Here is a 23,032-nt window from a genome sequence, read left to right as displayed (position 1 = left end):
CGCAGAACAAGAAGACGGGCGAAAATTGATGCCGACACTGTTCCGCTTTGTCGTGACGCTCACGATTCTGGCTGGCATTGCCTATGGCACGATGTTCGCGTTGGTGATGTTCGTCGAACCAAAGAAGGCGGAGATGAGCGTGCGCATCCCCTTGGAAAAGCTGAACCCCAAGAAAAACTAAACCGATGAACAGCGCCGCCCGCATCGAAGCCTTTCTCGAAATGATGAGCGCCGAGCGGGGTGCGGCCGAGAACACGCTGTCCTCCTATCGCCGCGACCTCGAAGACGCCTCGGCTGAAATCAGCGGTGGGCTTGCCGGTGCCGCCGCCGCCGATATCCGCGCCTATCTCGACGACGTCGCCGCGCGCGGATTTGCCGCCACGTCGCAGGCGCGCAAACTCTCGGCGATCCGCCAGTTCTTCAAATTCCTCTATGCCGAAGGCCTGCGCGGCGACGACCCGACAGGAACGCTGGACAGCCCGAAAAAGGGCCGACCGCTGCCCAAGACGATGAGCGAGGCCGATACCGGCCGGCTGATCGACCGTGCGGCGCAGGAAGCGCTGGATGCCTCCCTGGCCGATGGCGACGGAATGGCGGCGCTGCGCTTGCACGCGCTGGTCGAGGTGCTCTACGCCACCGGCTTGCGGGTTTCCGAACTGGTCGGCCTGCCGGTGACCGTGGCCCAGCGCGACGATCGCTTCTTCATGGTGCGCGGCAAGGGCGACAAGGAGCGCATGGTGCCGCTCTCGGCCAAGGCGCGCACCGCGATGCGGGCATGGCTGGCCGCGCGGGCGACGGTGCCGGCCTTTGCCGACAGCTCGTTCCTGTTTCCGGCGGCCTCCGACAGCGGCTATCTCTCCAGGCAGGTCTTTGCCCGCGACCTCAAAGGCCTTGCCGCCCGGGCCGGCATATCAGCCGCGAAAATATCGCCGCACGTGCTGCGCCATGCTTTTGCCAGCCATCTGTTGCAGAACGGCGCCGATCTACGGGCCGTGCAGCAACTGCTCGGCCATGCCGACATCTCGACCACGCAGATTTACACCCATGTGCTGGAAGAGCGGCTGGTGCGACTGGTCAACGATCATCATCCGCTTGCCGACTAGGCCTCATATCGCTATGTGAGGACAACGTTCCCCCGCGCGGAGCCTAGGATTTCAGGGTTCCATCAGTCATTGCCTTCCGACGTATCGGTCCGCTCAAGAATGTACAATTACCTCGATTTCGAAAAGCCGGTGCAGGATCTCGAAGGCAAGATCCTCGAACTGAAGAAGCTCGCCGAGAATGGCGAGGCCGTCGATGTCGGCGATGAGATCAGCCGTCTCGAGAAACGCTCGCGCGACGCGCTGCGCGATGCCTACAAGGCGCTGACGCCTTGGCAGAAGGTTCAGGTCGCCCGCCATCCCGACAGGCCGCATTGCGTCGACTACATCAAGGGCCTGTTCAACGATTTCACGCCGCTCTCCGGCGACCGCAATTTTGGCGAGGACCAGGCGATCGTCGGCGGTTTCGCCCGTTTCCGCGGCGAGCCGGTGGCGATCATCGGCCAGGAAAAGGGTTCCGACACGACCAGCCGGCTCAAGCATAATTTCGGCTCGGTGCGGCCGGAGGGCTATCGCAAGGCGGTGCGCCTGATGGAACTCGCCGACCGCTTCAAGATCCCGCTGCTGACGCTGGTCGACACCGCCGGCGCCTATCCCGGCGTCGGCGCCGAAGAACGCGGCCAGGCCGAAGCCATCGCCCGCTCGACCTCGGCCTGTCTTGGCCTGAAGGTGCCGTCGATCTCGGTGGTCATCGGCGAAGGCGGCTCCGGCGGCGCCATTGCCATTGCCACCGCCAACCGCGTCTACATGCTCGAACACGCCATCTATTCGGTGATCTCGCCCGAGGGCGCCGCCTCGATCCTGTGGCGCGACACCACCCGCTCGAAGGATGCGGCGACCAATATGAAGATCACCGCCCAGGATCTTCTGGAGCTGAAGATCATCGACGCCATCATTCCCGAACCGCTCGGCGGCGCCCATCGAGGTGCTGAAACGGTGATTGCCGCCACCGGCGACCTCATCGCCAGGACAATGAAGGACTTTGCGGGCGCCAATACGGATTTCCGCGAACATCGGCGCGAAAAATACCTGGCGATGGGCCGCAGCCTCTAGTTTCATCGTTTCAAGGAAACGCCGACTGCAGACCAGTTCGTTGATTTCACAGTGACGGCCTGAACCCTGTGCGCATTTCCGCAGGTGGCAATAGACGCTACCGCCTTCAGCGGGTTCAAAGTAGACTATCCTGTGGTTCGGGACTGGGTCGCCATGGACACTTTGCTTTAACGGCTGCTAACTATGCTTTGCGTTTTTAGGGGACTTGAGATGAAAAAATACGAGAAACCTACCCTGGTCAAAGCGGCCCGCCTGCAAGCCCTAACGGCTCAGGTAAGCTCCAAGCCGCCAGGGAACAATAGCAATGGCAATAACGAGGGCGGCAGCATTAACTAGTCCCCGACCAATCCGGATCTGTCAAAACGTTTGATCGCCCTGGAATTGCCCCGGTCACCACGCGGCAAAGTGGCGGCCGGGCACGATTCCGCCACAAAAATGCCGCTGCATTCGGCTCAATGAAATTGCCGTGAGGGAAGCTGGCCAAAGCTTGCGGTAAGGAATTTTCAAGGTTAACGGGCTTAGGCTCCGTTACTGATCAGCGCGCGGACCCGGCAGTGCCGAAGCCGTGGCCCGAGAGAAAAAGACATAGCCGTACCCATGTATGCCAAGCTTGCCCGCACCGGACTTCTGATCGCCGCCCTTGGCGTTGCCGGCTGCAATGATTCCTCGATGAAGGATTTTGCCCCGGAGGCCAACAAGCCGCTGCCGGACAAGATCCTGGCCGACATGCAGGCCAAGGGCATGGTCCGCACCTCGTCGGTGATGGCCCGCATCTTCAAGGAAGAGGGCAAGCTCGAAATCTGGAAGGCCAAGACCAACGGCCGTTACGAGATGGTCGCCAGCTACGACATCTGCAAATGGTCGGGCAAGCTCGGGCCGAAATACACAGAGGGCGACCGCCAGGCGCCGGAAGGTTTCTATACGGTTCGTCCCTCGCAGATGAATCCGCGCTCGCACTATCATCTGTCCTTCAACATCGGCTATCCCAATGCCTATGACCGCGCCAACGGCCGCACCGGCGCCAATCTGATGGTGCATGGCGCCTGCTCGTCGTCGGGCTGCTATTCGATGACCGACGCGCAGATCGAACAGATCTATGCCTTCGGCCGCGACGCCTTCCAGGGTGGGCAGACCGAGTTCCAGATCCAGGCCTTTCCGTTCCGCATGACCGCCGCCAACATGGCGCGCTACCGCAACGATCCGAACTACGACTTCTGGAAGATGCTGAAGGTCGGCTACGACAATTTCGAGATCACCAAGGTGCCGCCTAAGGTCGACGTCTGCGAGAAGCGCTATGTCTTCAACCAGGTGGCCGCTGACGGCGCGACGTTCGATCCGACCGGCGCCTGTCCTGCGACCACGCAGCCGGATTCGCTGAAGAGCGCCTACAACGCCTACCAGAGCACCTACGACGCAGCCTTTACCGGCGCGGTCAAGGCCTCGGTGCCGGCGCCCAAGCCGACCATCGCCGGCGTCAAGGAAGCCAGCATCGTGTCCGACTGGTCGAAGCGCCGGGCGCGTGGCGAACGCGTACCGATCGACCCGCCGTCGCTCAACTCCGACGGTTCGGTGACGGAAACCGCGCGCATGGGCCGCATCGATTCGCCGGCCGGCCGCAAGATGGCGGCACTCGACGCCGAAAAGGCTGCCAAGCAGAAGGCCGAGGAGCAAAGGCTCGCGGCCATAGAAGAGGCCAAGGCTGCAAAAGCGGCAGCCAAGGCCCAGGCGCTGGCCGAAGCGGAAGCCGCCAAGCAGGCTGCCCAGCAGCCGGTCACCACCGCGGGCGTCGATCCGGCAGCCGAAACGCAGGCCGCGAGCGCCGACGAAGGCACAGTGAGCAAATTGAAGAAGAAACTGCTCGGCATGTTCGGCGGCTGAGTCTTCGTCTTGGCCGGACGCACCGCAATCTACGATCTCAAGGGGCTGAACTGCCCTCTCCCCGTGCTCAAGGCCAAGAAGCGGCTGGCTGCCATGAAACCGGGCAGCCGGCTCTGGTTGGAGACCACCGACCCGCTCGCCGTCATCGACATCCCGGCCTTCTGCTCGGATGACGGCCACCAGCTGATCGAAACGGCAGCGATGTCCGGCGGCCATCGTTTTCTGGTCGAGCGCGGCGAACCGCGGATTTAAGAACTACCGCCCGGCGATGGCCAGCGGGTTGTTTTCCAGCGCCGCACGGTCCGGCGTGTCGATCGCCGGTCGGTTGGTGAAAGCGGCAAACAGCCGGCGGACATAGTCTTCCGGCATATCGAGCGTGATCAGCACCAGCCTTGTGCCGCGCTGGCCGTCCGGCCAGGACGGCAGTTGCACCGGCGGATGCAGGATTTTCTGCACGCCATGGATGACCAGCGGCCGCGACGGATCTTCTGCGAGCTCGATGACGCCCTTCATGCGCAGCAGCTTGTCACCATGCGCCGAGCGCAACAGGTCGAGGAACATCTCGATCGCCGAAAACGACACCGGCCCATCATGGATTAGCGAATAGGAGCGCACGCGCGAATCATGGCGATGGTGATCATGGTCATGATCGCCGTGGTGGTGATGGTGTTCGCCATGATCATGGCCGGCTTCTTCGCCCAGCCAGCGCTGCACATCGGCGGATTTGGTGGCCGGATTGTAGAGGCCGCAGTCGAACAGCGCCGCCACGCCGGTCATTCTGTCGCCGGCATCAAGCACCGTCGCCCCCGGATTGATCTGCCGCAGCCGGGCCCGCAACGCCTCGACATCGCCGGGGTCGGTGGCCAGATCGGCTTTGGTCAAGACGATGCGGTCGGCGACGGCCACCTGCTTGACGGCCTCGACATGGGCATCGAGCGTCGCATTGCCGTTGACGGCGTCGACCAGCGTGATGACGCCGTCGAGCCGGAAAGCCTGGACAAGGGCTGGATGCGCCATGATCGACTGCAGCACCGGCGCCGGATCGGCAAGCCCGGTGGTTTCGACGACGACGCGGGCAAGCCTGGCGATGCGGCCGGTCTGCAGCCGGTCGACGAGATCGGCCAGCGTGTCGACCAGTTCGCCGCGCACCGTGCAGCACAGGCAGCCGTCGGACAGCTGGATGATGCCGTCGGAGGCCTGCTCGACCAGCAGATGGTCGATCGCCACCTCGCCGAACTCGTTGATGATGACCGCGGTATCGGTGAGTGCGGGGTCTTTGAGCAGCCGGTTGAGCAGCGTCGTCTTGCCGGCGCCGAGGAAACCTGTCAGCACTGACACGGGAATGGGAAAGCCGCTGCTCATCGGGCTAATTCAGCGCCTTGACCGGCTGGTCGCCCTGGGCCGCAGCGGCGGCACCCGACGCGGTCGGCTCGGCGCCCTTTGGCGCCGGCATGTCAGGCCGCCAGCTCGGCAGCGGCACATCGGCGAATTCCTGTCCGCCCTGGTCGAGCATGGCCTTCGGCGCCGGTCCGGTGGCGCCGCCAAGGCCGACTGCAACCAGCGTCGGCACATGGTCGAGCTTTTCCTGGTAAGGCGATTTGGGCACGTCCTTGTCTTTTTCGGCTACTGGCGGCGGTGCAGCCTCGGACTGTTCCGCGGGCGCCTTCTTCTTGCAGATCTCGTCATGCAGGTCGTTGGTCGACACGGCATCGCCATAGGAAGGCAGAGCCGCGACCGTGACCAAGTTCGGCGCCGGCGTTGCAAAACCCTGATCGAGCAGTTTGGCGGCGGTCTCCGCACGGCTGACCGCTGATTTTTCGCCAAGCACCACAGCGACAAGCGTGCGCCCGTCGCGCGTTGCCGAGCCGATCATGTTGAAGCCGGAAGAACAGACGAAACCCGTTTTCATGCCGTCGGCACCCGGATAGCGGCCGATCAAAAGATTGTAGTTCGGCAGTGTCTTCTTGCCGACGGCAAGACCCTCGATCGAGAACCAGGGGGCGTATTGCGGGAATTCGCTGCGGATCGCCATCACCAGCAGGGCAAGATCGCGCGCCGTCGTGTACTGGTCCGGCGAATAGAGCCCGTTCGGATTGACGAAATGCGTCCCGGTCATGCCGAGCCGTTGCGCCTCGGCATTCATGCGTACGGCAAACGCGTCCTGCGAACCGCCGATATTCTCGCCGACAGCCATCGCGATGTCATTGGCCGATTTGACCAGCATCATCTTCAGCGCATTGTCGAGCCGCATCACCGAGCCCGGCTTGAAGCCCATCTTGCTCGGTGGTTCGCCGGCTGAATGTTTTGTCACCTTGATCGGCGAATCGAGCTGGACCTCACCGGCCGCGATGGCACGGAAGGCTACATAGGCGGTCATCAGCTTGGTCAAGGAAGCCGGATACCAGCGCCTGAAAGCATCCTGATGCTGAAGAATCTTGCCGCTTTTCAGGTCGAACAGGATCGACGGATTGGCCAGAGCCGGTCCGGCCAGCGCGGGCAGCGCCACGGCGCCCGCCAGCAATAATGTGAGGAAATGCCTGTGCCGCATGATCGAATCCGAAATCGCCTCTTGCCGTAGTCGCCTCTGGCTCCGTAAGGTTTCATTACGCGATGGCCAGCACAATGCGGTCCGACCCTCATCCTCGAACCATATTGTTTGCGGTGCTATTTACCCTATGTGACGTCAACATGGCAAAGTGCCTGACAATCACAATTGCAATGCAGCAGGCCACAGCCGTCTGCTCCAACAGCGAGATGGAACCCGTATGCCGATCCTGAACCGCGCCGCCGAGATGCAGGATGAGGTCGCCGGCTGGCGACGCCATTTGCATCAGACGCCAGAACTGAATTTCGACGTCTTCAAGACCGCCGCCTTCGTGACCGAGAAACTGAAGGAATTCGGCTGCGACGACGTGGTGACCGGGCTCGGCAAGACCGGCATCGTCGGCATCATCCACGGCCGCAAGGGGCAAGGCACGACCGTCGGCCTGCGCGCCGACATGGACGCGCTGCCGATCAACGAGATCACCGGCAAGCCTTACGCCTCGACCGTTCCCGGCAAGATGCACGCCTGCGGCCATGACGGTCACACGGCGATGCTGCTGGGTGCCGCCAAATATCTGGCGGAGACGCGCAATTTCGCCGGCTCCGTGGCGGTGATCTTCCAGCCGGCCGAGGAAGGGGGCGGCGGCGGCAACGAAATGGTCAAGGACGGCATGATGGAGCGCTTCGGTATCTCCAGGGTGTTCGGCATGCACAACATGCCGGGCCTGGCGGTCGGCGAGTTCGCCATCCGGCCGGGCCCGATCATGGCGGCGACCGCCGAATTCACCATCACCGTGAAAGGCCGCGGTGGCCATGCCGCGATGCCGCATGGCACGATCGATCCGATCGTCATCACCAGCCAGCTTGTCGGCGCCTTGCAGACCATTGCCTCGCGCAGCATCGATCCGGTCGAGGCCGTGGTGGTGTCGGTGACCAAGTTCCACGCCGGCGACGCCTACAACGTCATTCCCGAGACCGCCGAGATCGCCGGCACGGTGCGCACGCTGAAGAAGGACATCGCCAGGAAGGCGGAGGAGCGCATCCGCACCATCTGCGACGGGCTGGCGACGGCCTTCGGGGTGACGATCAAGGTCGATTACGACGCCAACTACCCCGTCACCTTCAACCATGCGGAAGAGACGGTCTTTGCCGGCGATATCGCCGCCAATGTCGCCGGCGACGCCCAGGTGCACCGCGCCATCCAGCCGGTAATGGGCGGCGAGGATTTCTCCTACATGCTGGAAGCACGGCCCGGCGCCTTCATCTTCATCGGCAATGGCGACAGCGCGGGTCTCCACCACCCGGCCTACGACTTCAACGACGAGGTCATCCCGCACGGCATGAGCTATTGGGTGAAGCTGGCGGAAACCGCGCTGGCCGCCTGACAATTTTAACGCCGGGTCGCACAGGCGGCACCGGCGTTTTGGCCCTTGGTGCGATCGGATCGAGGGCTGGCCAGAGCGGCAGAGGCCTTCGAATTCAAGGCCGCACCATGGCGTGAACCAGTTGCCCCGGGGCATTCGACCTGCCTCTTGGCGAAACGGTTCGAAGCGGCTATGTGTCGGGCCGCGTGGTCCCGTAGCTCAGTAGGATAGAGCGGCAGATTCCTAATCTGTAGGTCACAGGTTCGATTCCTGTCGGGATCACCACTCAGTCACGGTAGAAATAGCCCACATAGGCCGGCTCGAAATTCTGTCGACTTATCCGAGGTTAGCCGCAGCAGCCTCCGCACAGTAGGGCTGAGCCGCGCAATCCGTCTCTGTTGCCGCCGAATTTTCAAGGCCCGTCTCTGTGACCGGCTTTCCGTGCCCTATTGTTTTCATAGTTGATGCAGAGAGCGCCTTGTCTCTCGCCGAATGGAAAGCAGAGTAGATTTAGCTGTGACTAAAGCCCAGGAAGGGCTGCTGCTGGTTCCAGTCAATCGGCAGATCGGCAAGCCGAGCAAGCCGCCGGGCGGTTAGGTTGACAGGTTGATTGCCCGACAAGATGCCATCCACAATCGACGGGGCGAGGAATGCCAGTGGCAACTGCGAGACGCTCGGCGCCTTCGACTGTTCAAACCCCGTTCAAAGACCGTTTTAGAGCCGTTTTAGGATTTGGCGTTTTGAATGAGTGCAATAATTGCACTCATTAACGAGCCATAGAGCTGGCTGTTCCAGCCGCACGACGGTTTGGAAACACGAGAAGAAGCCAAATCGGACGGTGGTGATTCGCAGTTCTGGCCCCCGAGATTTTTCCAAAATCAGGTCACCGTTCCAATACGCAGAGAGATCTACCAGGCATGCAGCGGAACGGTGGGGGGCAACTGGGAGTGGATCTCGCGTTTCGGCACCTCCGGGAAGAAGCTCAGCCGGCCACTCGCGCACAACCTCGAACCCTATGGTTGGGCTGCGCCAAATGTATTAGACTGATCTCATACACGTCCATCCGCGGGCGAGCGCACCCGGAGGGTTAGACGATGACGGTCTACAGGCGATTGTTGCTGCCGAGGGCCTTCCCGATCCGGGTCAGGCTTTTCGAAACCGGTTGGCTTCGGCTTGTCAGTCGGGCTCTGGTCGTTGCTTTCATTTCTTGGTTTGCCGTCGGTGCGGTGACGGCCGGGCCGCTCAACGACGCTGCTCGGGAGGGCGACGCCGGAAAGATTGCCGAACTCCTGGCACAAGGCGCCAATGTGAACGATCGCGACGAGAGCCGTCAGACCCCGCTGATCGATGCGGCGCTCGCCGGCAAGGCCGAGGTCGCGGTTGTGTTGATCGAGGCGAAGGCCGACATCGAAGCCCGCAACGACCGCGGCTTCACTGCGCTTCATGCGGCAGCCTACTCAGGAAGCCTGGACATCGCAAAATTGCTGCTCGACCACGGGGCCGAGGTCGATGCGTTGAGCACGCACAAGATCACGCCGCTGCATGTGGCAGCGGAAGAGAACCAGACGGCCATCGCGGAGCTGTTGATCGCGCGCGGCGCACAAATCGAGGCCATCCAGGAGTACGGGTACACGCCTCTCAGCCGCGCGACATTTTTTCAGAGCGCCGACGTGATGGTCTTGCTCAAGAAGCACGGCGCAAAATGCCAACCTAGGGAGACGATGGGGTCATCGTATAAGGTGTGCATCGCGCTCGGCAACTGACATCGAGAAGGGTTACGGGAGAAGAACATGACAGAGAACCGTTCCAAGACGTTTGACAGCATGCTTTGCGCGGGACTGGCCGCCGCGTCCCTCCTGCTCTTCGGCACTGGCGTATCCTACGCTGGCGACGGAGTGAACACCGGATACTTCGGCAATGTCGCCATCCTGGGTTATGATCCGGTAGCATATTTCACCGACGGTCGTGCGACCATGGGTTCGCCGACGATCTCGAAGAAGTGGCTCGGGGCGACGTGGTATTTCGCCAGCGTCCAACACCGGGATGCCTTCATTTCCGAGCCGGTGCGCTATGCCCCTCAGTTCGGCGGCTTCTGCACCGGGGGAATGTCAGCTAAGGAGGCATCCGCGAACCTTGACCCGGAAGCCTTCCGTATCGTCGATGGCAAGCTCTTCCTGTTCTCCGGAAAGGGGGGCCTGGAGGAAGACTTCGATGCCAACCCAGCGCCTGTCATTGCGAAAGCGGAAGCTGAATGGCCCGCAGTGGAGGCGAAGGAATTCGAGGCTAGAGCCGCCGCCAACTAGCTCCGGCGCGATGTCGTGAGCCCGCAAGTTGAATGACGCCCGTCACGGAGACACCGAGAAATACCAGACCGTGACAGAGTCCGGCAAAACATACTCGTCGCGCTTTTCGCTGCTCCCGTTGGGATTGCGGTAGACCGGGCTGCAGAATTTGCGGCCGAGCAAAGTCGCTGAGGATCGCGTGCAGAACAGGTTGTCCTCCAGAGTGAAGGCGCCGGCGATCATGCTGTTTTGAGAGCTCAGCGCGAAATCGCCGTTTGCATTCAGCTCCATCACAAACGGCGCACCATTGTGTTGATGCCCGATCCATGTGTGGTTGATTGTTAGGGCCTGTATAGCAGAGGCGTCGAGGCGGTCCTCAGCCCGCCCGCGGAAGTCGTAGCTCCACTCCGGCATCCCCGCGGCGCGAAGAGCGTCCAGCCGGTGATCGAGATCCTGTTGCCGCCGATGATGGGCGTACACGACGCGAAGGCCGGCGAGGTTCTGCTCGTGGGACCGTTCCAGCATTGCTGCGACCGCGTTGTGCGCTTCCGCCATTCGGCCCAGCCGCGCGTTTGTCATGGCCAGCGTTTCAAGGCCGAGGTCGCTCCGCTCTTCCGGCTGGAGTTCGTGCAGCGCCTGGATGGCCTTCTCGTATTGCCGGTTCATGTAGAGCACGAAGGCATAATAATCGAAGACCTGCGCCCGCGGCTTGGGATCGAGTCGCAGCACGCGTTCCATGGCCGCTAGCGCCTCCGGGTTCTGACCGGCGTAGGTCAGTACGATCGCCAGGTTGAGCTCTGCCTCGGCACCATTCGGATCGAGTACCACCGCCTTCTGGACCGACACGATCGCCTCGTCCATTTCGCCGTCGAGCATCTGCAGGATGCCGAGCACGGCATAGGCGCGCGAAGACTGGGGGTTGAGTTCCAGCGCTCGCCCCGCCGCTTCATAGGCGCGCTGGCGAGCGACGGCGCTCAGCATGATGAGCTGGTAGTCGAATCCGAGCACGTCCACGGTAGCCCGGGCGTAGCCCGAATAGGCGTCTGCGAACCCAGGATCGAGCTTGATCGCGCTTTGATAAAGGGCGAGAGCCTCTCCGAGAGACTTGTAGTCGAGTGCATACACTTTCTGCTCGGCTCGGATATAGAAGTCGTAGGCTTCCAGATTTCGGGTCGGGAGGCGCGCAATCTGGGTTCTCTCGCCCTCCGTCAGCCGTACCGAGAGGGCCTCGACGATGCGTCCGATCAGTTCGTCCTGCAGCGCGAATATCTTGGAGTAGTCGCGGTCATACCGCTCTGCCCAAACGTTGCTTCCCGTCGTCACATCGATGAGCTGCACGTTGATGCGAACTGCGTCCCCCTCACGCCGGACGCTGCCCTCGACCACGTAGCGGACGTTCAACTGCGCCGCGATCTCGTCGACGTCGAGGGATCGATCCTTGAAGGAGAACGCGGAGTTGCGTGCGATGACGAGGAGCCCCGAGATCTTCGAGAGATCGGTGATGAGATCGTCTGCGAGCCCTTCCGCAAAATAATCCTGGCCTGCCTTCTCGCTAAGATCGGTGAACGGTAGCACGGCGATGGAGGGCTTGCCGACCGACGAACCGACCGGGGTGGAACCGTGACCGGGCAGCAGGGCAATCGCTTGCGGCCAGAGCATCACCGCAATCCCCGCTATCAGAGCCAAAACGAGCACCGTGGCGCCGATCACAGGCCATCGCCGAGAGCGCGACTTATTGGCTCCTGCGGTCTGTTCCAGCAGAACCCGATAGGCGCGGACCCGCTCTGGAATGTTCTTGAGACGCTGTTCGCCGAGCGACTTGAAGGTCAGGCCGAGCTTGTTGTGAGCCTGATCGTAGGCCGTTCCCGAGATGACGATGCCGCCAGGATCGCTCAGTCCTTCCAGCCGGGCCGCGATGTTGACGCCGTCGCCGTAGAAATCGTCCCTGTCGATGATGACGTCACCAAGGTTGATCCCGATACGGAACACTAGCTGGGTATCTTCGGGAAGACCGAGGTTCTGCTGCGCAGCGACCCGTTGGATTTCAACGGCGCAGGCTACCGCATCGACGACGCTCTCGAACGCGACCAGAGCACCGTCGCCCATGAGCTTTACGATGCGGCCGTGGTACCCTTCGATCGACGGTTCGATGAGTTCGCGCCGGAGCGCCTTGAGCCGCGAGAGGGTGCCCGTCTCGTCCAGCGCCATCAGCCGGCTGTACCCCACCACGTCGGCGGCGAGGATAGCGACTAGCTTCCGTTCAAGATGTTGGGCCTGCTCCACAGCGCATGACTATAGGGAAAGCTCCATGGCAAGACCATATGCGCGGTCAAAGAGCCGGAACCTCGAATGCTGCGCCTTCATCGTCCATCACGAAGTTGGGAGATCTATCGCTCAAGGGATGGCCGGGTGGCCGTCGCGGTCCCCCGCAGCGCAACCGCTATAGGACATCCGTTTCCCATCAAACGACAGCGCATTCTCGAACAACAGCAATTCGATCCCACCTAAAGACAATCGCATACCGGATGGCGACAACGGATTTCCCTGTTAAATCATGACCGACGGCAGAATTGGCCCTATGCCTGGTCCGAATTTTCCTGATAGGCAATGGTGGGAAGTTTCCCCTAAGTATTTGAAACGGATTGATAATATCGCAATTCCACGCAAGGAAAATCGGGCGTCTAGCGGGAATTCCCTTTTTTGCCTGTTATCAGGGAATATCAAACGGAGACTGGTTCGCCAGTGGCTGCTCGGTTCACCACTCAGTCCCGGTAGATATGACCCATATCGGCTGGCTCGAAATTCGCTCGACATATCCACAGGTTAGCCGCAGTAGTCTCCGAACAGTCGGGCTGACCCGGGCAACCGTCTCGGCGTTGGGGCCTTGGTCCTAAGACAAAAAAACGCCGGAACCGTGCTAGGATGGCCGCCGCCGCGCGACTTTGTCGTGCTTCAACGCGGTCAGGAGCGATTGTCATGCTCAATCCAATCTCCATCATGGCCGACCGGCTCGGCGACCATCTGTCAGAACTCTATCTCCAGTATTTCTCGCATCGCAATCCGGAATATGCGAGCTACATAGGCGGGGCGGCCCGCCTTGTCTTGGAGCGCATCGGCAATTCGAACGCCCTCTATCACAACATCGAGCACACGCTGATGGTTACGCTCGCTGGCCAGCAGATCATCCGCGGCCGGCTGCTCTCGGAATCCCTGACCCCCGATGACTGGCTGCATTATACCTGCGCGCTGCTTGTCCACGACATTGGCATGGTGCACGGCGTGTGCCAGGGCGACACCGAGGACAGCTTCGTCATTAACGAGGCCGGCGACCGCCATACGCCACAGCGCGGCGCCTCCGACGCGGTGCTTGCGCCCTATCATATCGAGCGCTCCAAGATCTATGCGCGCCAACGTTTTGCTTCCTCGAAGTTCATCAACGAGGAGCGCATTGTCGAGGCGATCGAGATGACGCGCTTTCCGGTGCCGAACGATCCGGCCTACCAGGTCACCAACTCCGAGCCAGCGCTGGTCAGGGCCGCGGACCTGATCGGCCAGCTCGCTGATCCCTTCTACCACCGCAAGCTGCCGGCGCTGTTTGCCGAGTTCTCTGAGACCGGGATGGTGGAAAAGCTCGGCTGCAAAACCGCCGCCGATCTCGGCGCCATCTTCACCGATTTCTTCACGCTGAAGGTCGAGCCCTATATCGGCGACGCGATCCGCTATCTGGAGCTGACGACGGAAGGCAAGCAGTGGGTCGCCAACCTCCACAGCAACCTCTTCCAGTCCGGGCATCGCCCGGCCAGGATCGGGCCGTTCCCCGGTCTGTTGCAGCCGGCCCCGGCGAGCCTTTCGGTGGTAACTTAAGAGCCGGGATTTCAGCCACGATCAGCCCGCGAGGCGCGCACGAAACAACGTGCAACGGTCCGTCAGGCGCGACCTGGAGATATCCCGGAACCCAGCCTCGGTCATCCACGCGCGATACTGACCTTCTGTGTACGATTCGCCGTGGCGATAAAGGTTCAAGAAGGTGAGATTCAGAAAGACACCCTCAGACGGGCCGAGGCGGTCGTCATCGACGACACCCCACCCGGCAATTGCGATCTCGCCTCCTGGTGTAAGGCAACGCGCCGCGTTCAGGATCGAACTGCGCGCCTGCTCCGGCGGAAGGACCTGGACGACGGCCTTCAGGATCGCCAGATCGTGCCGACCGATCGATGGCGCGACAGTTATGTCGCCCTCTTCGACAACCACGTCGTCGGCACCGTATTCTGACAGGATGGCTGGCGCGACGGCTGCGACCGTTGGGAGCTCCATCAGCGTCGCCGCAATATGCGGCCACCGCTCGCGCAGTCCGACCAGAATGGTGCCGGCGCCCCCGCCGATGTCGATCACCGAACCGATCGCCGAGAGGTCCATCTCGCGGGCCAGATTTCGGCCGAAGATCACCCCGCCCGGTGCCAGCATGCGGCTGAAGGCTGCCGCGGACTCAGGCCCCGCTTCGGAAAAGTCGTGCAGCGCAGCCGGCCGGTTCTGCCGCAGCGACTCTGCGGTCAAAAGGTCAGCTCCCCAGAGCTCGCGCAGGAGCGCATGATCGCCACCGCGATAGGTCGGCTTGGACGCGTCGAGAAACTCCGACGCTTCGGCGCCGTTGCGAAATTGACCATCCTTGACTTCGAGGAGACCGATGCTGGCGAGCGCGTAGAGGAGCCGCGACAGACGATCGGGCTCGACTTTGAGCGCGGCCCCAAGGCTGTCAGCAGTCGCAGCATCGCCGCCGAGCCGGGTGAAGATGCCAAGGTCCAGCCCGGCGCGAAGCGCCAAGGCGGGGGGCACAGCCGCGATCAGCTTGTCGATCCGATCAGAATCCACCATGTCACATCCCCTCCCGCGATCCAGGACCGACTTTGAAGCAGTTCGGAAGATCGGATTCAACCGGGGCGGCGCTTTCCTCACGCGTGCAGAGATACGCGACCGGAAACGCCGACCCTCAATCCCGGTCAGCCGGATTTCTTGTACAACAGCAATTCCGGGCGGTACTCGAAGTGCATCGTATCGTAGTGATACCAGCGCCCGCCCCAGATGAAGCCGTTTTTCTCAAACAGTTCCACAACCGGCAGTGGGATACGGTTCTTGAATGGGATGTGTGCCTTCGGATCTTTCTTGTTTCTGTTGTTGTACCAATAGTCGGAGAAACCGACATTGATGTCGAAAGCCGCCCCGAAAGAGTGAACGCTCAATCGATTCGTGCCGGCGATGGGCCGCCATACGAAACCGCCGCCTGGCATGAGCCCGTAGCGGCTTAGCTGTGAGGGCATGGCCTCAAGCGCGTCGGAGGCCTTGCCTAGCCGGTCATTGATGCCAAAAAGCCTAGTAACCTGCACGACCTTCTTGCCAAGTTTTGGCAGCCATTTGACATCGGCGATATGCTTGCCGACCGCGGCGGCGCTGCCGCCGTAGAGCTTTTCGAAGAAGGCCTGGTTGCGGATACGACCGGGGTCGAAATCATCCGCCGGGACCAGCGCTCCCGCACTGGCCAAGGGATAGACGAAGTGAAACATGTCTTCGATGTCGGGAGAGTCCAGCAGCGCATCGGCGTCGCGCGACTTGCCGTCATCCCACACCATCGAAGTGCCGTCGGTCCAGGTCAGTGTATTGCCCGATATGGTGAAAAGTCCCGGATAGGCCTTGAGCAAGGCCGCCTTGGCGGCAGGCTGGTCCACGCCGTCGCCGGTGTCGGCTGCATATGCGGCCCGCCCATGACCACAGATCGCCAACACAATCACCAGCGGCAACAGCATGCGCCCTGGATGGTCGATCATTGTCCTGCCTCCCGGGATAGCCGATCGCGATAATGCTTCTGAAGACGGTCTGGTCCGCTAGTTATACTCTTATCAAATCCGTTTTGACTGACGTCAAAATGACTATTTTCATTGAGGCCCCGGCGGAGCGGCAATGCGTCAGGTGGAGAAAATTATCCCGCAGCGATCGCTGTCCTGAAACGGACGACGAAGTCATCAAGTTCAGGCCGCTCCGTGTCCGAAATGGCCCAATAGGAAAAAGCGCCGTCGGTCCAATGGACCAGCGAGAACCCGCCGGCGGAAAGATCCGTCGCCACCGGCACGGATGTAGTGCCGGCTTCCTGCGGCGCGGCGACCAGGGTGATCAGATGCTCGCGATGCCGGTAGACGAGCGCCGGCACCGGCCTGTCGCCGATCACTTCGATCCGCCCGCCGAGCAGCGCAAAACCGTCCTTGGCGAGGTCGGGCGCCGGTGGAGACACGCCAATGCGGGCGTCCAGCCAGGGCTTGACCGTGTGCCGGTCCGACGAGACGACGTCCACCGGGCTGATAGCAAGCAGGCTGCGGCGATGGCCACTGGCGATGGCCACTGCAAAGTCGTCGGTTGCGCCACGCAGCATCAGCCATTGCGTCGCCCCGCTGGCCAGCACGGCGCTGACCAGGATCGACGCCGCCATGGCGCGCCAGTCGAAGGAGCCAAACCTGTGAATTGACCGCGCGGCTGGCCGCCGCGATTGAGCCGGCGAAGCTCCAGCCATTTCGGAGGCGCCAATGGCCGCGATACGGGCCTGGAAGGCTTCGCTGGCCTCGGGCCGCGGCAGGCTGCTAATAGCAACTTGCAAGGCCACGATGCGAGCATGTTCCGCGGCGAGCCCTGGATCGCTGACCAGCCGCCGCTCCAGCGCCAGGCTAGTGGCGGCGTCAAGTTCGCCGTCGACAAGGGCGTGCAGCAGAAGGCTGAGATCGGCGGGGTTTGTCGGCAGTCCGCTGGTGTCGCTCATCGCTTGTCCCCCAGTTCAGACATCAGCAGCCCGCGCGCCCTGGACAGGCGCGACATCACGGTGCCGAGCGGCACGTCGAGCATGGCCGAGATCTCCTTGTAGCTGAGGCCATTGATGTCGCGCAGCACAAGAACCTCGCGAAACGCCTGCGGCAGGGTGGCGATGGCCGCCTCCACCGCCGCCGTGTCGGCCTTGGCGATCAAGGCTGCCTCCGGACTGTCGAGGCCGGTCTCGGGTGGAGAAGCCACCTCGTCGAGGTCGGCAAGATCGCCGACGGCAATGACAGCGCGCGGCCGGTTGCGTGCCAGCCAGCTGTAGGAGGCATTGCGCACGATGGCCAGCAACCAGGCACACGCATTGCCGCCTTGATAGGTGGCGATGCCGGCATGCGCCTTGAGGCAGGCCTCCTGCACCACATCCTCGGCATCGTCGGCATTGCCGGTCAGCCAGCGGGCAAGCGAAAGGGCATCGGCAAGGTGGGGTAAGACCACCTCGCCGAACCGGTCCGCCCTCGCCTTGCCGCTCAGCACCGCAACATCGTGCGCGTCTCCCAGTCGCCCATTATGCTCATGGCGCGACGCTAATGGTACCTTGCATGTGGGGATGAAGCCCGCAGAAATAGGCGAAGTCGCCGGCCTTTGTGAAGGTGAAGGCATAGCTGTCGCCGGTGTCGAGCGCCTTGGAGCGGAACGAAGCGTCGTTGGCGACCACCAGATGCGGGATGTCATCGTCATTCTCGAAGGTAACGGTGGTTCCCACCTTCACGGTCAAGGTCTTTGGCGTGAAGGCGAAGTTCTCGATCTTGACCTGCGGGGCATCCGCCGCATGGAGCGGCGCAGATGCCATTGCAGCCAGTCCGGCAAGGGTCGCGGCGAGCAGTTGGGTGGGGAGGCGTATGCGGATCATGGGTGGTTCCTTCTGTGCTGTTGGGATCAGGCATCGGCGAGCGTGCTGTCGATGATCGCCAGCTCCTCTTTGCCTTGCTTGACCGCAACGCTGCTGATGCCGAGCAGGCTGCGCAGTTGGCCGGCGGGCACGGTCATCGGCCCGGGCGAAGCCGCCGTTCCAGGCGCCGGCTGCGGGAAGGCCGTCGAGCGGGCGGTATGGAAGGTGACGTTGCCTTCCACCTTCTGCATGATCTGGTGGATATGGCCGTTGAGCACGGTGACCGAGCCGAAACCCTTGAGCAGGGCCAGTGCCTGCGCGGCATCGTCGGTGCCCCAGCCCCACTCAGGATAGACCGCCCACAGCGGGATATGGGCGAAGACGACGATCGGCGTCGAAGAGCTGAGCGCTTTAAGATCGTCGGCGAGCCATGCCAGTTGCTCGGCGCCAAGATTGCCAAGGCCGCCGGCCTTCAGGTTCACCACATTGACCAGGCCGATGAAATGCACGCCGTTCTGGTCGAATGAATACCAGCCGGCGCCCTTCGTGCCCTTGCCGTAGCGCTCGAGATAGGCCTGCCCGTTGCCGTCGTCGATAAGGTCGTGTTCGCCGGGCACATAGTGCACGTCGAAGCCGGCGCCGCCGATGATCTGTCCCGCGTTGTCGAACTGCGCGGCCTTGGAAAGATGGGTGATGTCGCCGGTGTGGATCAGGAAGGAGGGCTTTTGCGGCATCGCCTGAATCTTGCCCATCGCCTCCTTCAGCGTATCGATGGCATGCGGGTTGGCGGCCTTGTCGAAGCCGATATGGCTGTCCGATATCTGCAGGAAGGTGAAGCCGGAGGTCATCGCTTCGGCAGCCTGTGCGGCGCCGAGCAAATTGAGCGATGTCGGCACACCTCCAGATATCGTCCACAGCACGCCGGTGCCGGCCCAGATCATGCATTCCAGAGCATGACGGCGGCTGATGCCGTCGCCGCTGATGTCTTCACTATCGTGGTGATGGGTCATCTCGATCTCCTGCAGCGCCCGAAAAATGGCGTCTGCCTAGGAGACCCGCGAACATCGCGGTTTATTCCGCGTCGATCGCTCTTGGCCGATCACGGTGACGTGATGATTGTCACAGCGCCAGCAACACCAGTCCCGCCAATGCCGAGCCCGCCAGCGTCGGCAGCATGCCGATCTTCAGCTTGAGCATGGCAATCATCGCGGCGACCGACAGCAGCGCGGCACGCCAGTCGATGGAGGACAGCACCGGGACCTCGGTGCCGAAGCCGATGCTCTGTACCTTGCCGAAGATGACATGCAGCGCGAACCAAAGAGCAAGGTTCATCACCACGCCGACGACAGCCGCCGTGATCGCGCTCAACGCTGCCGAGAGCGCCTTGTTCTCGCGCAACGCTTCGATGTAGGGGGCGCCGAGAAAAATCCAGAAAAAGCACGGCACAAATGTCACCCAGATCGTCAGCAGCGCGCCGAGCGATCCGGCAGCGAGCGGACTCATCGTGCCGGCATGCCGATAGGCGGCGACAAAGCCGACGAACTGCAGCACCAGGATGAGCGGTCCCGGCGTCGTCTCGGCAAGGCCGAGGCCATCGACCATTTCGCCGGGCGCCAACCAGCCGAACGACGTCACGGCGGCTTGCGCGACATAGGCGAGTACGGCGTAGGCGCCGCCGAAGGTGACCACCGCCATGAGACTGAAGAAGCCGCCCAACTGCGTCCAGACGCTGGTGGTGCCCGTCGCGGCCCAGATCAGCACGACTGGCCCGAGCCAGATCGGCAGCCAGATCGCGATGGTGCGCGGCGCATGCCATCTCGTCGGCCTGGTATGGGCGAGTTCGCCGCGTTCGAACATCAGGTCCACAACCCCCGGAACATCGGGTGTGTTGCCCTTGCCGTGCGCGGCTCCGGAAAACGGCCCCGGCGCAAAACGGTTGCCGATCCAGCCGGTCAGCCCTGCCGCCAGGATGATCAGCGGAAACGGCAGCTTGACGACATAGATGGCGAGGAAGGCGACGACCGCGATCGCCATCATCACCCGGTTTTTGAGTGCTCGCCGGCCGATGCGGATGACCGCCTCGACGACGACGGCAAGCACCGCCGCCTTGACGCCGAAGAACAGCGCTTCAATGACCGGCGCGTCATTGTAGAGCATGTAGAACGTGCTCAGGCCCAGCATGACGAAGGCACCCGGCAGCACGAACAGAGTGCCGGCGACGAGACCACCGGCGGTCCGGTGCAACAGCCAACCGATATAGATGGCGAGCTGCTGCGCCTCCGGACCGGGCAACAGCATGCAGTAGTTGAGCGCATGCAAGAAGCGCTGCTCGCCGATCCAGCCGTGCTCCTCGACCAGTTCCTTGTGCATCAGCGCGATCTGTCCGGCCGGCCCGCCAAAGGAGAGCAGGCCGATCTTGGCCCACAGTTTTGCAGCTTGCCTGAAGGTCGGCGCTTCTGGAATATCGACGGCATGCGCGTTGTTGCCGGCGGCAAGGGCGCTCATGGTGCTTTGCCCCCGCTTGGCCAGTTGTGGCTTTCGTCAGTGGCGTCGCGGCACCACCTGAAGAACGCATCATAGAGCAGCATGCCGGCCTCGAGCTGTTCGAGGTCGTCGCGAAACATGCGTGACAGGCCGAGCGAAGCGGCAAGGAACCCCGCGGCCTGCGGCACGAGATCGAGGCGCGCAGTGTCGGCCGCGCGCACGATTAGAGCGAGGCGGTCGAGCGCCTCGGAATGAAGCCCGAACTCCTCGATCATCGTGTCGAAGGTGCAGCGCTCGCCGCGATGGCTCCAGAACACATCGTCGATGTCGAAGGGGACCGCTGCGAAACGATCGGCGGCGGCCGGCACTTCTGCCGGCTCGACGAACAGGAACACCGCCGAAGGGTCGATGAAGCGGCGGATCAGCCAGGGGCAGGCGATGCGGTCGACCTTGGGGCGGGCGCGCGTCACCCAGACCGTGCGGCCCTTGCCGTCGCGGCGCGGTATCTTGTCGGCCCTGACCAGAAGCCCTTTGGCCGCCAGCCAGGCCTCGAAGCCGCCTTCCAGCGATTCCGCCGCGATGCCTTCATGGCGCAGCCATGCGGCGACGCCTTGCGAAAGCTTCTGCCCTTTCTGGCAGATGACGACGATTTGGGACCCGGCGAACTCGGCCGCCCAGTCAGACACGGTCTTGAAATCGCGCCGGCATGACGCCGGCAGCAGGCGCGCGTCGGCATCATAATCGTCGTCGACGCGGACATCGATGAGAACAGGCGCGTCAGGCAGGCCGACGAGGCGAGAGAGCTGCGATACGGTGATTGCGGTTGTTGACGGCATGGCGTCCACCTCCAGAGATGAGAGTTTGGACGCGATCGTTGGGCTGACGCCTCACGGGGTCGTCGCGAAGAACCCCTTGCCATGATGCTGGATCGATCGGCGGCGATTGTCAAGGAAGGAGCGCTTGGGAAGCGCCTGGCACCACCCAAACAGCGCCTACTGCGCCGTCCAGCCGCCATCCACCGGCAAGGTCGTGCCGGTGATCTGCCTGGCTGCGTCGGAGCACAGGAACAGCGCCAGCGCGGCAAGCTCGTCGACGGTAACGAACTCCTTCGTCGGCTGTGCCGCCAGCAGCACGTCGTGCTTGACCTGCTCTTCGGTCATGCCGCGCGCCTTCATCGTGTCGGGGATCTGCTTTTCGACCAGCGGCGTCCAGACATAGCCGGGCGCGATCGCATTGACGGTAACGCCATCCTGCGCCGCCTCCAGCGCCACCGTCTTGGTCAGGCCTGAAATGCCGTGCTTGGCCGACACATAGGCGGACTTGAACGGCGAGGCGACCAGCGCATGCGCCGAGGCGGTGTTGATGATGCGGCCCCATTTGCGCGCCTTCATGCCGGGCAGCGCCGCCTTGATCGCGTAGAAGGCCGCCAGCAGATTGATGCGGATGATGGCTTCCCATTTGTCGTCGGGAAACTCCTCGATCGGCGCGACATGCTGGATGCCGGCATTGTTGACGAGGATATCGAGACTGCCGAAGGCTTCCTCGGCCTCGTGCACCATGGCGCTTACCGCAGCACCATCCATCATGTTGGCGTCGGAATAGCGGCATTTGACGCCGAAATCCGTCTCGATGCCGGCGCGCTCCTGCTCTATATCAGCGGCGTCGCCGAGCCCATTGATGGTGACGTTGGCGCCTTCGGCGGCAAAGGCGCGGGCGATTGCCAGGCCGATACCGCTGGTCGAACCGGTGACGAGCGCGTTCTTCGAAGACAGGGAACCCATAGAAATCTCGCGAGACGTGGGAGGGACATGACGACATATTTGTGCATCGCAGCATGACAATGCCAGAGCCATATGTCGATGCGAATACAGCCAGACGACGACGCCGGCATGGCTCGGCCGGTCGAGCGGATACTTGGGCCTTGGAGACGATGAAGCTGGTGTGACGGCCGGGCAAGCCACGTCTTACGGTTGCGGTCCGTCTCGAATTGCCGGCGCCGTCACGACAGGTTGACGGGCTAACCCGCGATCTGCAGCAGGGACGACACCAGCAACCGGCGTTCGTCGACCGTGAGAACATCCGAATCGAACAGATTCATGCTGCGCAGCCCCTCGATTGCGAGATAGCAGACCAGCAGCGCCTTGAGATCCGGCGTATCCCCCTTCAGCCGCTCGAACAGCTGCCGCTTGAAAGTTTTGATCGGCGTCAGGAAATCGGGATCCTCGGCGATCGCCGAAAAAATCCAGGAGGCCGATGGCTGGGGTTCCTCCCACTCCTTGGCCGACAGCCTGATATAGACGGAAAGCAGGCTTTCGCCACTGACGCCGGCCTTGGCGGTGGTTTCCAGCGCAGCGGCGAACTCATCCAGATAGTCTTGCACCAGCGCCTGCAGCAACTTCGCCTTGGTCGGGAAATTGTACAGCAAGCCGCCTTTCGACACGCCGGCTCGGCTGGCGACCGCGTCCAGCGACAGGCTGCCGGGGCCGGTCACGCGCGCCACCTCGGCGGCGGCGGCAAGTATCCTGTCGCGCGAATTTGCTCTGCGTGTTTTCATCGATCCGTCCCCCATACATTAGCCTATGCGGAATTGACAAGACCGTCCAGACGGTACAGTAAGATCGCCATCATTTGAAAACCGGGACC

22 protein-coding genes and 1 tRNA gene are annotated in these 23,032 nt (G+C 62.4%); 10 read left to right on the top strand and 13 right to left on the bottom strand.

Annotated elements, in window-relative coordinates:
- The first annotated feature begins 28 nt into the window (after positions 1 to 28).
- The 5 genes from AC1DXU_RS24700 (at position 29) to AC1DXU_RS24680 (ending at position 4,283) form a co-directional block, all read left to right on the top strand.
- Positions 29 to 181, top strand: a complete 153-nt coding sequence (locus AC1DXU_RS24700; RefSeq protein ID WP_477246470.1) for a histidine kinase — start codon at positions 29 to 31, stop codon at positions 179 to 181.
- A gap of 4 nt (positions 182 to 185) precedes the next feature.
- Positions 186 to 1,103: a site-specific tyrosine recombinase XerD gene (locus AC1DXU_RS24695; protein ID WP_477318084.1), complete on the top strand. Its 918-nt coding sequence runs from the start codon at positions 186 to 188 to the stop codon at positions 1,101 to 1,103.
- Between the two features lie 99 nt (positions 1,104 to 1,202).
- Positions 1,203 to 2,153, top strand: coding sequence for an acetyl-CoA carboxylase carboxyltransferase subunit alpha (locus AC1DXU_RS24690; RefSeq protein WP_477318082.1), 951 nt, complete (start codon positions 1,203 to 1,205; stop codon positions 2,151 to 2,153).
- 597 nt (positions 2,154 to 2,750) lie between these two features.
- Positions 2,751 to 4,031, top strand: a complete 1,281-nt coding sequence (locus AC1DXU_RS24685; RefSeq protein ID WP_477373167.1) for a L,D-transpeptidase family protein — start codon at positions 2,751 to 2,753, stop codon at positions 4,029 to 4,031.
- 9 nt (positions 4,032 to 4,040) lie between these two features.
- Positions 4,041 to 4,283 carry a sulfurtransferase TusA family protein gene (locus AC1DXU_RS24680; protein WP_477373165.1) on the top strand — a complete coding sequence of 81 codons (243 nt, stop codon included), beginning with the start codon at positions 4,041 to 4,043 and terminating at the stop codon, positions 4,281 to 4,283.
- A gap of 3 nt (positions 4,284 to 4,286) precedes the next feature.
- Here AC1DXU_RS24680 and AC1DXU_RS24675 read toward each other — a convergent pair whose 3' ends face one another.
- Both AC1DXU_RS24675 and AC1DXU_RS24670 read right to left on the bottom strand, forming a co-directional pair.
- Positions 4,287 to 5,393 carry a CobW family GTP-binding protein gene (locus AC1DXU_RS24675; RefSeq protein WP_477373163.1) on the bottom strand — a complete coding sequence of 369 codons (1,107 nt, stop codon included), beginning with the start codon at positions 5,391 to 5,393 and terminating at the stop codon, positions 4,287 to 4,289.
- Between the two features lie 4 nt (positions 5,394 to 5,397).
- Entirely contained in the window at positions 5,398 to 6,579 is a 1,182-nt protein-coding gene (locus tag AC1DXU_RS24670) for a D-alanyl-D-alanine carboxypeptidase family protein (protein WP_477373161.1), read from the bottom strand.
- A 217-nt stretch (positions 6,580 to 6,796) separates the two neighbouring features.
- Here AC1DXU_RS24670 and AC1DXU_RS24665 point away from each other — a divergent pair, with 217 nt between their 5' ends.
- The 4 genes from AC1DXU_RS24665 to AC1DXU_RS24650 all read left to right on the top strand — a co-directional run bounded on the left by AC1DXU_RS24665 (position 6,797) and on the right by AC1DXU_RS24650 (position 10,242).
- On the top strand, positions 6,797 to 7,960 hold the full coding sequence (locus AC1DXU_RS24665) for a M20 aminoacylase family protein (protein ID WP_477373159.1): 1,164 nt from the start codon (positions 6,797 to 6,799) through the stop codon (positions 7,958 to 7,960).
- Between the two features lie 187 nt (positions 7,961 to 8,147).
- Positions 8,148 to 8,224: transfer RNA gene (locus tag AC1DXU_RS24660), tRNA-Arg, on the top strand.
- An 809-nt stretch (positions 8,225 to 9,033) separates the two neighbouring features.
- Positions 9,034 to 9,702 (top strand): ankyrin repeat domain-containing protein, encoded by a 669-nt coding sequence (locus AC1DXU_RS24655; RefSeq protein ID WP_477373157.1) that lies wholly within the window; start codon positions 9,034 to 9,036, stop codon positions 9,700 to 9,702.
- 27 nt (positions 9,703 to 9,729) lie between these two features.
- Positions 9,730 to 10,242, top strand: coding sequence for a YHS domain-containing (seleno)protein (locus tag AC1DXU_RS24650; protein ID WP_477373155.1), 513 nt, complete (start codon positions 9,730 to 9,732; stop codon positions 10,240 to 10,242).
- 42 nt (positions 10,243 to 10,284) lie between these two features.
- On the opposite strand, the gene AC1DXU_RS24645 is transcribed toward AC1DXU_RS24650, so the two are convergent.
- Positions 10,285 to 12,504, bottom strand: a complete 2,220-nt coding sequence (locus AC1DXU_RS24645; protein ID WP_477373153.1) for an adenylate/guanylate cyclase domain-containing protein — start codon at positions 12,502 to 12,504, stop codon at positions 10,285 to 10,287.
- Positions 12,505 to 13,197: 693 nt separating this feature from the next.
- Between AC1DXU_RS24645 and AC1DXU_RS24640 the strand changes: the two genes are divergently transcribed.
- The gene (locus AC1DXU_RS24640; protein ID WP_477318070.1) at positions 13,198 to 14,085 is read left to right on the top strand and encodes a metal-dependent phosphohydrolase; all 888 of its coding nucleotides are present in this window, start codon (positions 13,198 to 13,200) and stop codon (positions 14,083 to 14,085) included.
- 21 nt (positions 14,086 to 14,106) lie between these two features.
- Here AC1DXU_RS24640 and AC1DXU_RS24635 read toward each other — a convergent pair whose 3' ends face one another.
- The 10 genes from AC1DXU_RS24635 to AC1DXU_RS24590 all read right to left on the bottom strand — a co-directional run bounded on the left by AC1DXU_RS24635 (position 14,107) and on the right by AC1DXU_RS24590 (position 22,943).
- Positions 14,107 to 15,093: a methyltransferase gene (locus AC1DXU_RS24635; RefSeq protein ID WP_477318068.1), complete on the bottom strand. Its 987-nt coding sequence runs from the start codon at positions 15,091 to 15,093 to the stop codon at positions 14,107 to 14,109.
- Between the two features lie 125 nt (positions 15,094 to 15,218).
- Positions 15,219 to 16,040: a M15 family metallopeptidase gene (locus tag AC1DXU_RS24630; protein WP_477373151.1), complete on the bottom strand. Its 822-nt coding sequence runs from the start codon at positions 16,038 to 16,040 to the stop codon at positions 15,219 to 15,221.
- 152 nt (positions 16,041 to 16,192) lie between these two features.
- Positions 16,193 to 17,020 (bottom strand): anti-sigma factor family protein, encoded by an 828-nt coding sequence (locus AC1DXU_RS24625; RefSeq protein WP_477373149.1) that lies wholly within the window; start codon positions 17,018 to 17,020, stop codon positions 16,193 to 16,195.
- Positions 17,017 to 17,547: a sigma-70 family RNA polymerase sigma factor gene (locus tag AC1DXU_RS24620; protein WP_477373502.1), complete on the bottom strand. Its 531-nt coding sequence runs from the start codon at positions 17,545 to 17,547 to the stop codon at positions 17,017 to 17,019. Before AC1DXU_RS24620 ends, AC1DXU_RS24625 begins: the two co-directional genes overlap by 4 nt.
- Before the next feature lie 40 nt (positions 17,548 to 17,587).
- Complete coding sequence (locus AC1DXU_RS24615) at positions 17,588 to 17,926, bottom strand: cupredoxin domain-containing protein (RefSeq protein ID WP_477318060.1); 339 nt, start codon at positions 17,924 to 17,926, stop codon at positions 17,588 to 17,590.
- A gap of 26 nt (positions 17,927 to 17,952) precedes the next feature.
- Positions 17,953 to 18,915 carry a metallophosphoesterase family protein gene (locus tag AC1DXU_RS24610; protein WP_477373147.1) on the bottom strand — a complete coding sequence of 321 codons (963 nt, stop codon included), beginning with the start codon at positions 18,913 to 18,915 and terminating at the stop codon, positions 17,953 to 17,955.
- A gap of 109 nt (positions 18,916 to 19,024) precedes the next feature.
- Entirely contained in the window at positions 19,025 to 20,410 is a 1,386-nt protein-coding gene (chrA, locus tag AC1DXU_RS24605) for a chromate efflux transporter (RefSeq protein ID WP_477373145.1), read from the bottom strand.
- On the bottom strand, positions 20,407 to 21,225 hold the full coding sequence (locus AC1DXU_RS24600) for a chromate resistance protein ChrB domain-containing protein (protein WP_477373143.1): 819 nt from the start codon (positions 21,223 to 21,225) through the stop codon (positions 20,407 to 20,409). Before AC1DXU_RS24600 ends, chrA begins: the two co-directional genes overlap by 4 nt.
- Positions 21,226 to 21,381: 156 nt before the next feature.
- On the bottom strand, positions 21,382 to 22,170 hold the full coding sequence (locus tag AC1DXU_RS24595) for a 3-hydroxybutyrate dehydrogenase (RefSeq protein ID WP_477373141.1): 789 nt from the start codon (positions 22,168 to 22,170) through the stop codon (positions 21,382 to 21,384).
- 236 nt (positions 22,171 to 22,406) lie between these two features.
- Complete coding sequence (locus AC1DXU_RS24590; RefSeq protein ID WP_477373139.1) at positions 22,407 to 22,943, bottom strand: TetR/AcrR family transcriptional regulator; 537 nt, start codon at positions 22,941 to 22,943, stop codon at positions 22,407 to 22,409.
- Positions 22,944 to 23,032: the final 89 nt, after the last annotated feature.

The sequence above is a fragment of the Mesorhizobium sp. P3_A10 genome, from assembly GCF_056403175.1.
The sequence above is the reverse complement of the archived record's forward strand: the minus strand, read 5'-3'. Positions and strand labels throughout refer to the sequence as shown.

Excerpts from the sequence above, each read along its gene's own strand:
- AC1DXU_RS24590 (WP_477373139.1), bottom strand. The coding sequence starts at position 22,943 with ATGAAAACACGCAGAGCAAATTCGCGCGACAGGATACTTGCCGCCGCC.
- AC1DXU_RS24635 (WP_477318068.1), bottom strand. The coding sequence starts at position 15,093 with ATGGTGGATTCTGATCGGATCGACAAGCTGATCGCGGCTGTGCCCCCC.
- AC1DXU_RS24700 (WP_477246470.1), top strand. The coding sequence starts at position 29 with ATGCCGACACTGTTCCGCTTTGTCGTGACGCTCACGATTCTGGCTGGC.
- chrA (WP_477373145.1), bottom strand. The coding sequence starts at position 20,410 with ATGAGCGCCCTTGCCGCCGGCAACAACGCGCATGCCGTCGATATTCCA.
- AC1DXU_RS24655 (WP_477373157.1), top strand. The coding sequence starts at position 9,034 with ATGACGGTCTACAGGCGATTGTTGCTGCCGAGGGCCTTCCCGATCCGG.
- AC1DXU_RS24675 (WP_477373163.1), bottom strand. The coding sequence starts at position 5,393 with ATGAGCAGCGGCTTTCCCATTCCCGTGTCAGTGCTGACAGGTTTCCTC.
- AC1DXU_RS24610 (WP_477373147.1), bottom strand. The coding sequence starts at position 18,915 with ATGACCCATCACCACGATAGTGAAGACATCAGCGGCGACGGCATCAGC.
- AC1DXU_RS24665 (WP_477373159.1), top strand. The coding sequence starts at position 6,797 with ATGCCGATCCTGAACCGCGCCGCCGAGATGCAGGATGAGGTCGCCGGC.
- AC1DXU_RS24640 (WP_477318070.1), top strand. The coding sequence starts at position 13,198 with ATGCTCAATCCAATCTCCATCATGGCCGACCGGCTCGGCGACCATCTG.
- AC1DXU_RS24625 (WP_477373149.1), bottom strand. The coding sequence starts at position 17,020 with ATGAGCGACACCAGCGGACTGCCGACAAACCCCGCCGATCTCAGCCTT.
- AC1DXU_RS24600 (WP_477373143.1), bottom strand. The coding sequence starts at position 21,225 with ATGCCGTCAACAACCGCAATCACCGTATCGCAGCTCTCTCGCCTCGTC.
- AC1DXU_RS24695 (WP_477318084.1), top strand. The coding sequence starts at position 186 with ATGAACAGCGCCGCCCGCATCGAAGCCTTTCTCGAAATGATGAGCGCC.
- AC1DXU_RS24690 (WP_477318082.1), top strand. The coding sequence starts at position 1,203 with ATGTACAATTACCTCGATTTCGAAAAGCCGGTGCAGGATCTCGAAGGC.
- AC1DXU_RS24650 (WP_477373155.1), top strand. The coding sequence starts at position 9,730 with ATGACAGAGAACCGTTCCAAGACGTTTGACAGCATGCTTTGCGCGGGA.
- AC1DXU_RS24685 (WP_477373167.1), top strand. The coding sequence starts at position 2,751 with ATGTATGCCAAGCTTGCCCGCACCGGACTTCTGATCGCCGCCCTTGGC.
- AC1DXU_RS24670 (WP_477373161.1), bottom strand. The coding sequence starts at position 6,579 with ATGCGGCACAGGCATTTCCTCACATTATTGCTGGCGGGCGCCGTGGCG.
- AC1DXU_RS24615 (WP_477318060.1), bottom strand. The coding sequence starts at position 17,926 with ATGATCCGCATACGCCTCCCCACCCAACTGCTCGCCGCGACCCTTGCC.
- AC1DXU_RS24630 (WP_477373151.1), bottom strand. The coding sequence starts at position 16,040 with ATGATCGACCATCCAGGGCGCATGCTGTTGCCGCTGGTGATTGTGTTG.
- AC1DXU_RS24595 (WP_477373141.1), bottom strand. The coding sequence starts at position 22,170 with ATGGGTTCCCTGTCTTCGAAGAACGCGCTCGTCACCGGTTCGACCAGC.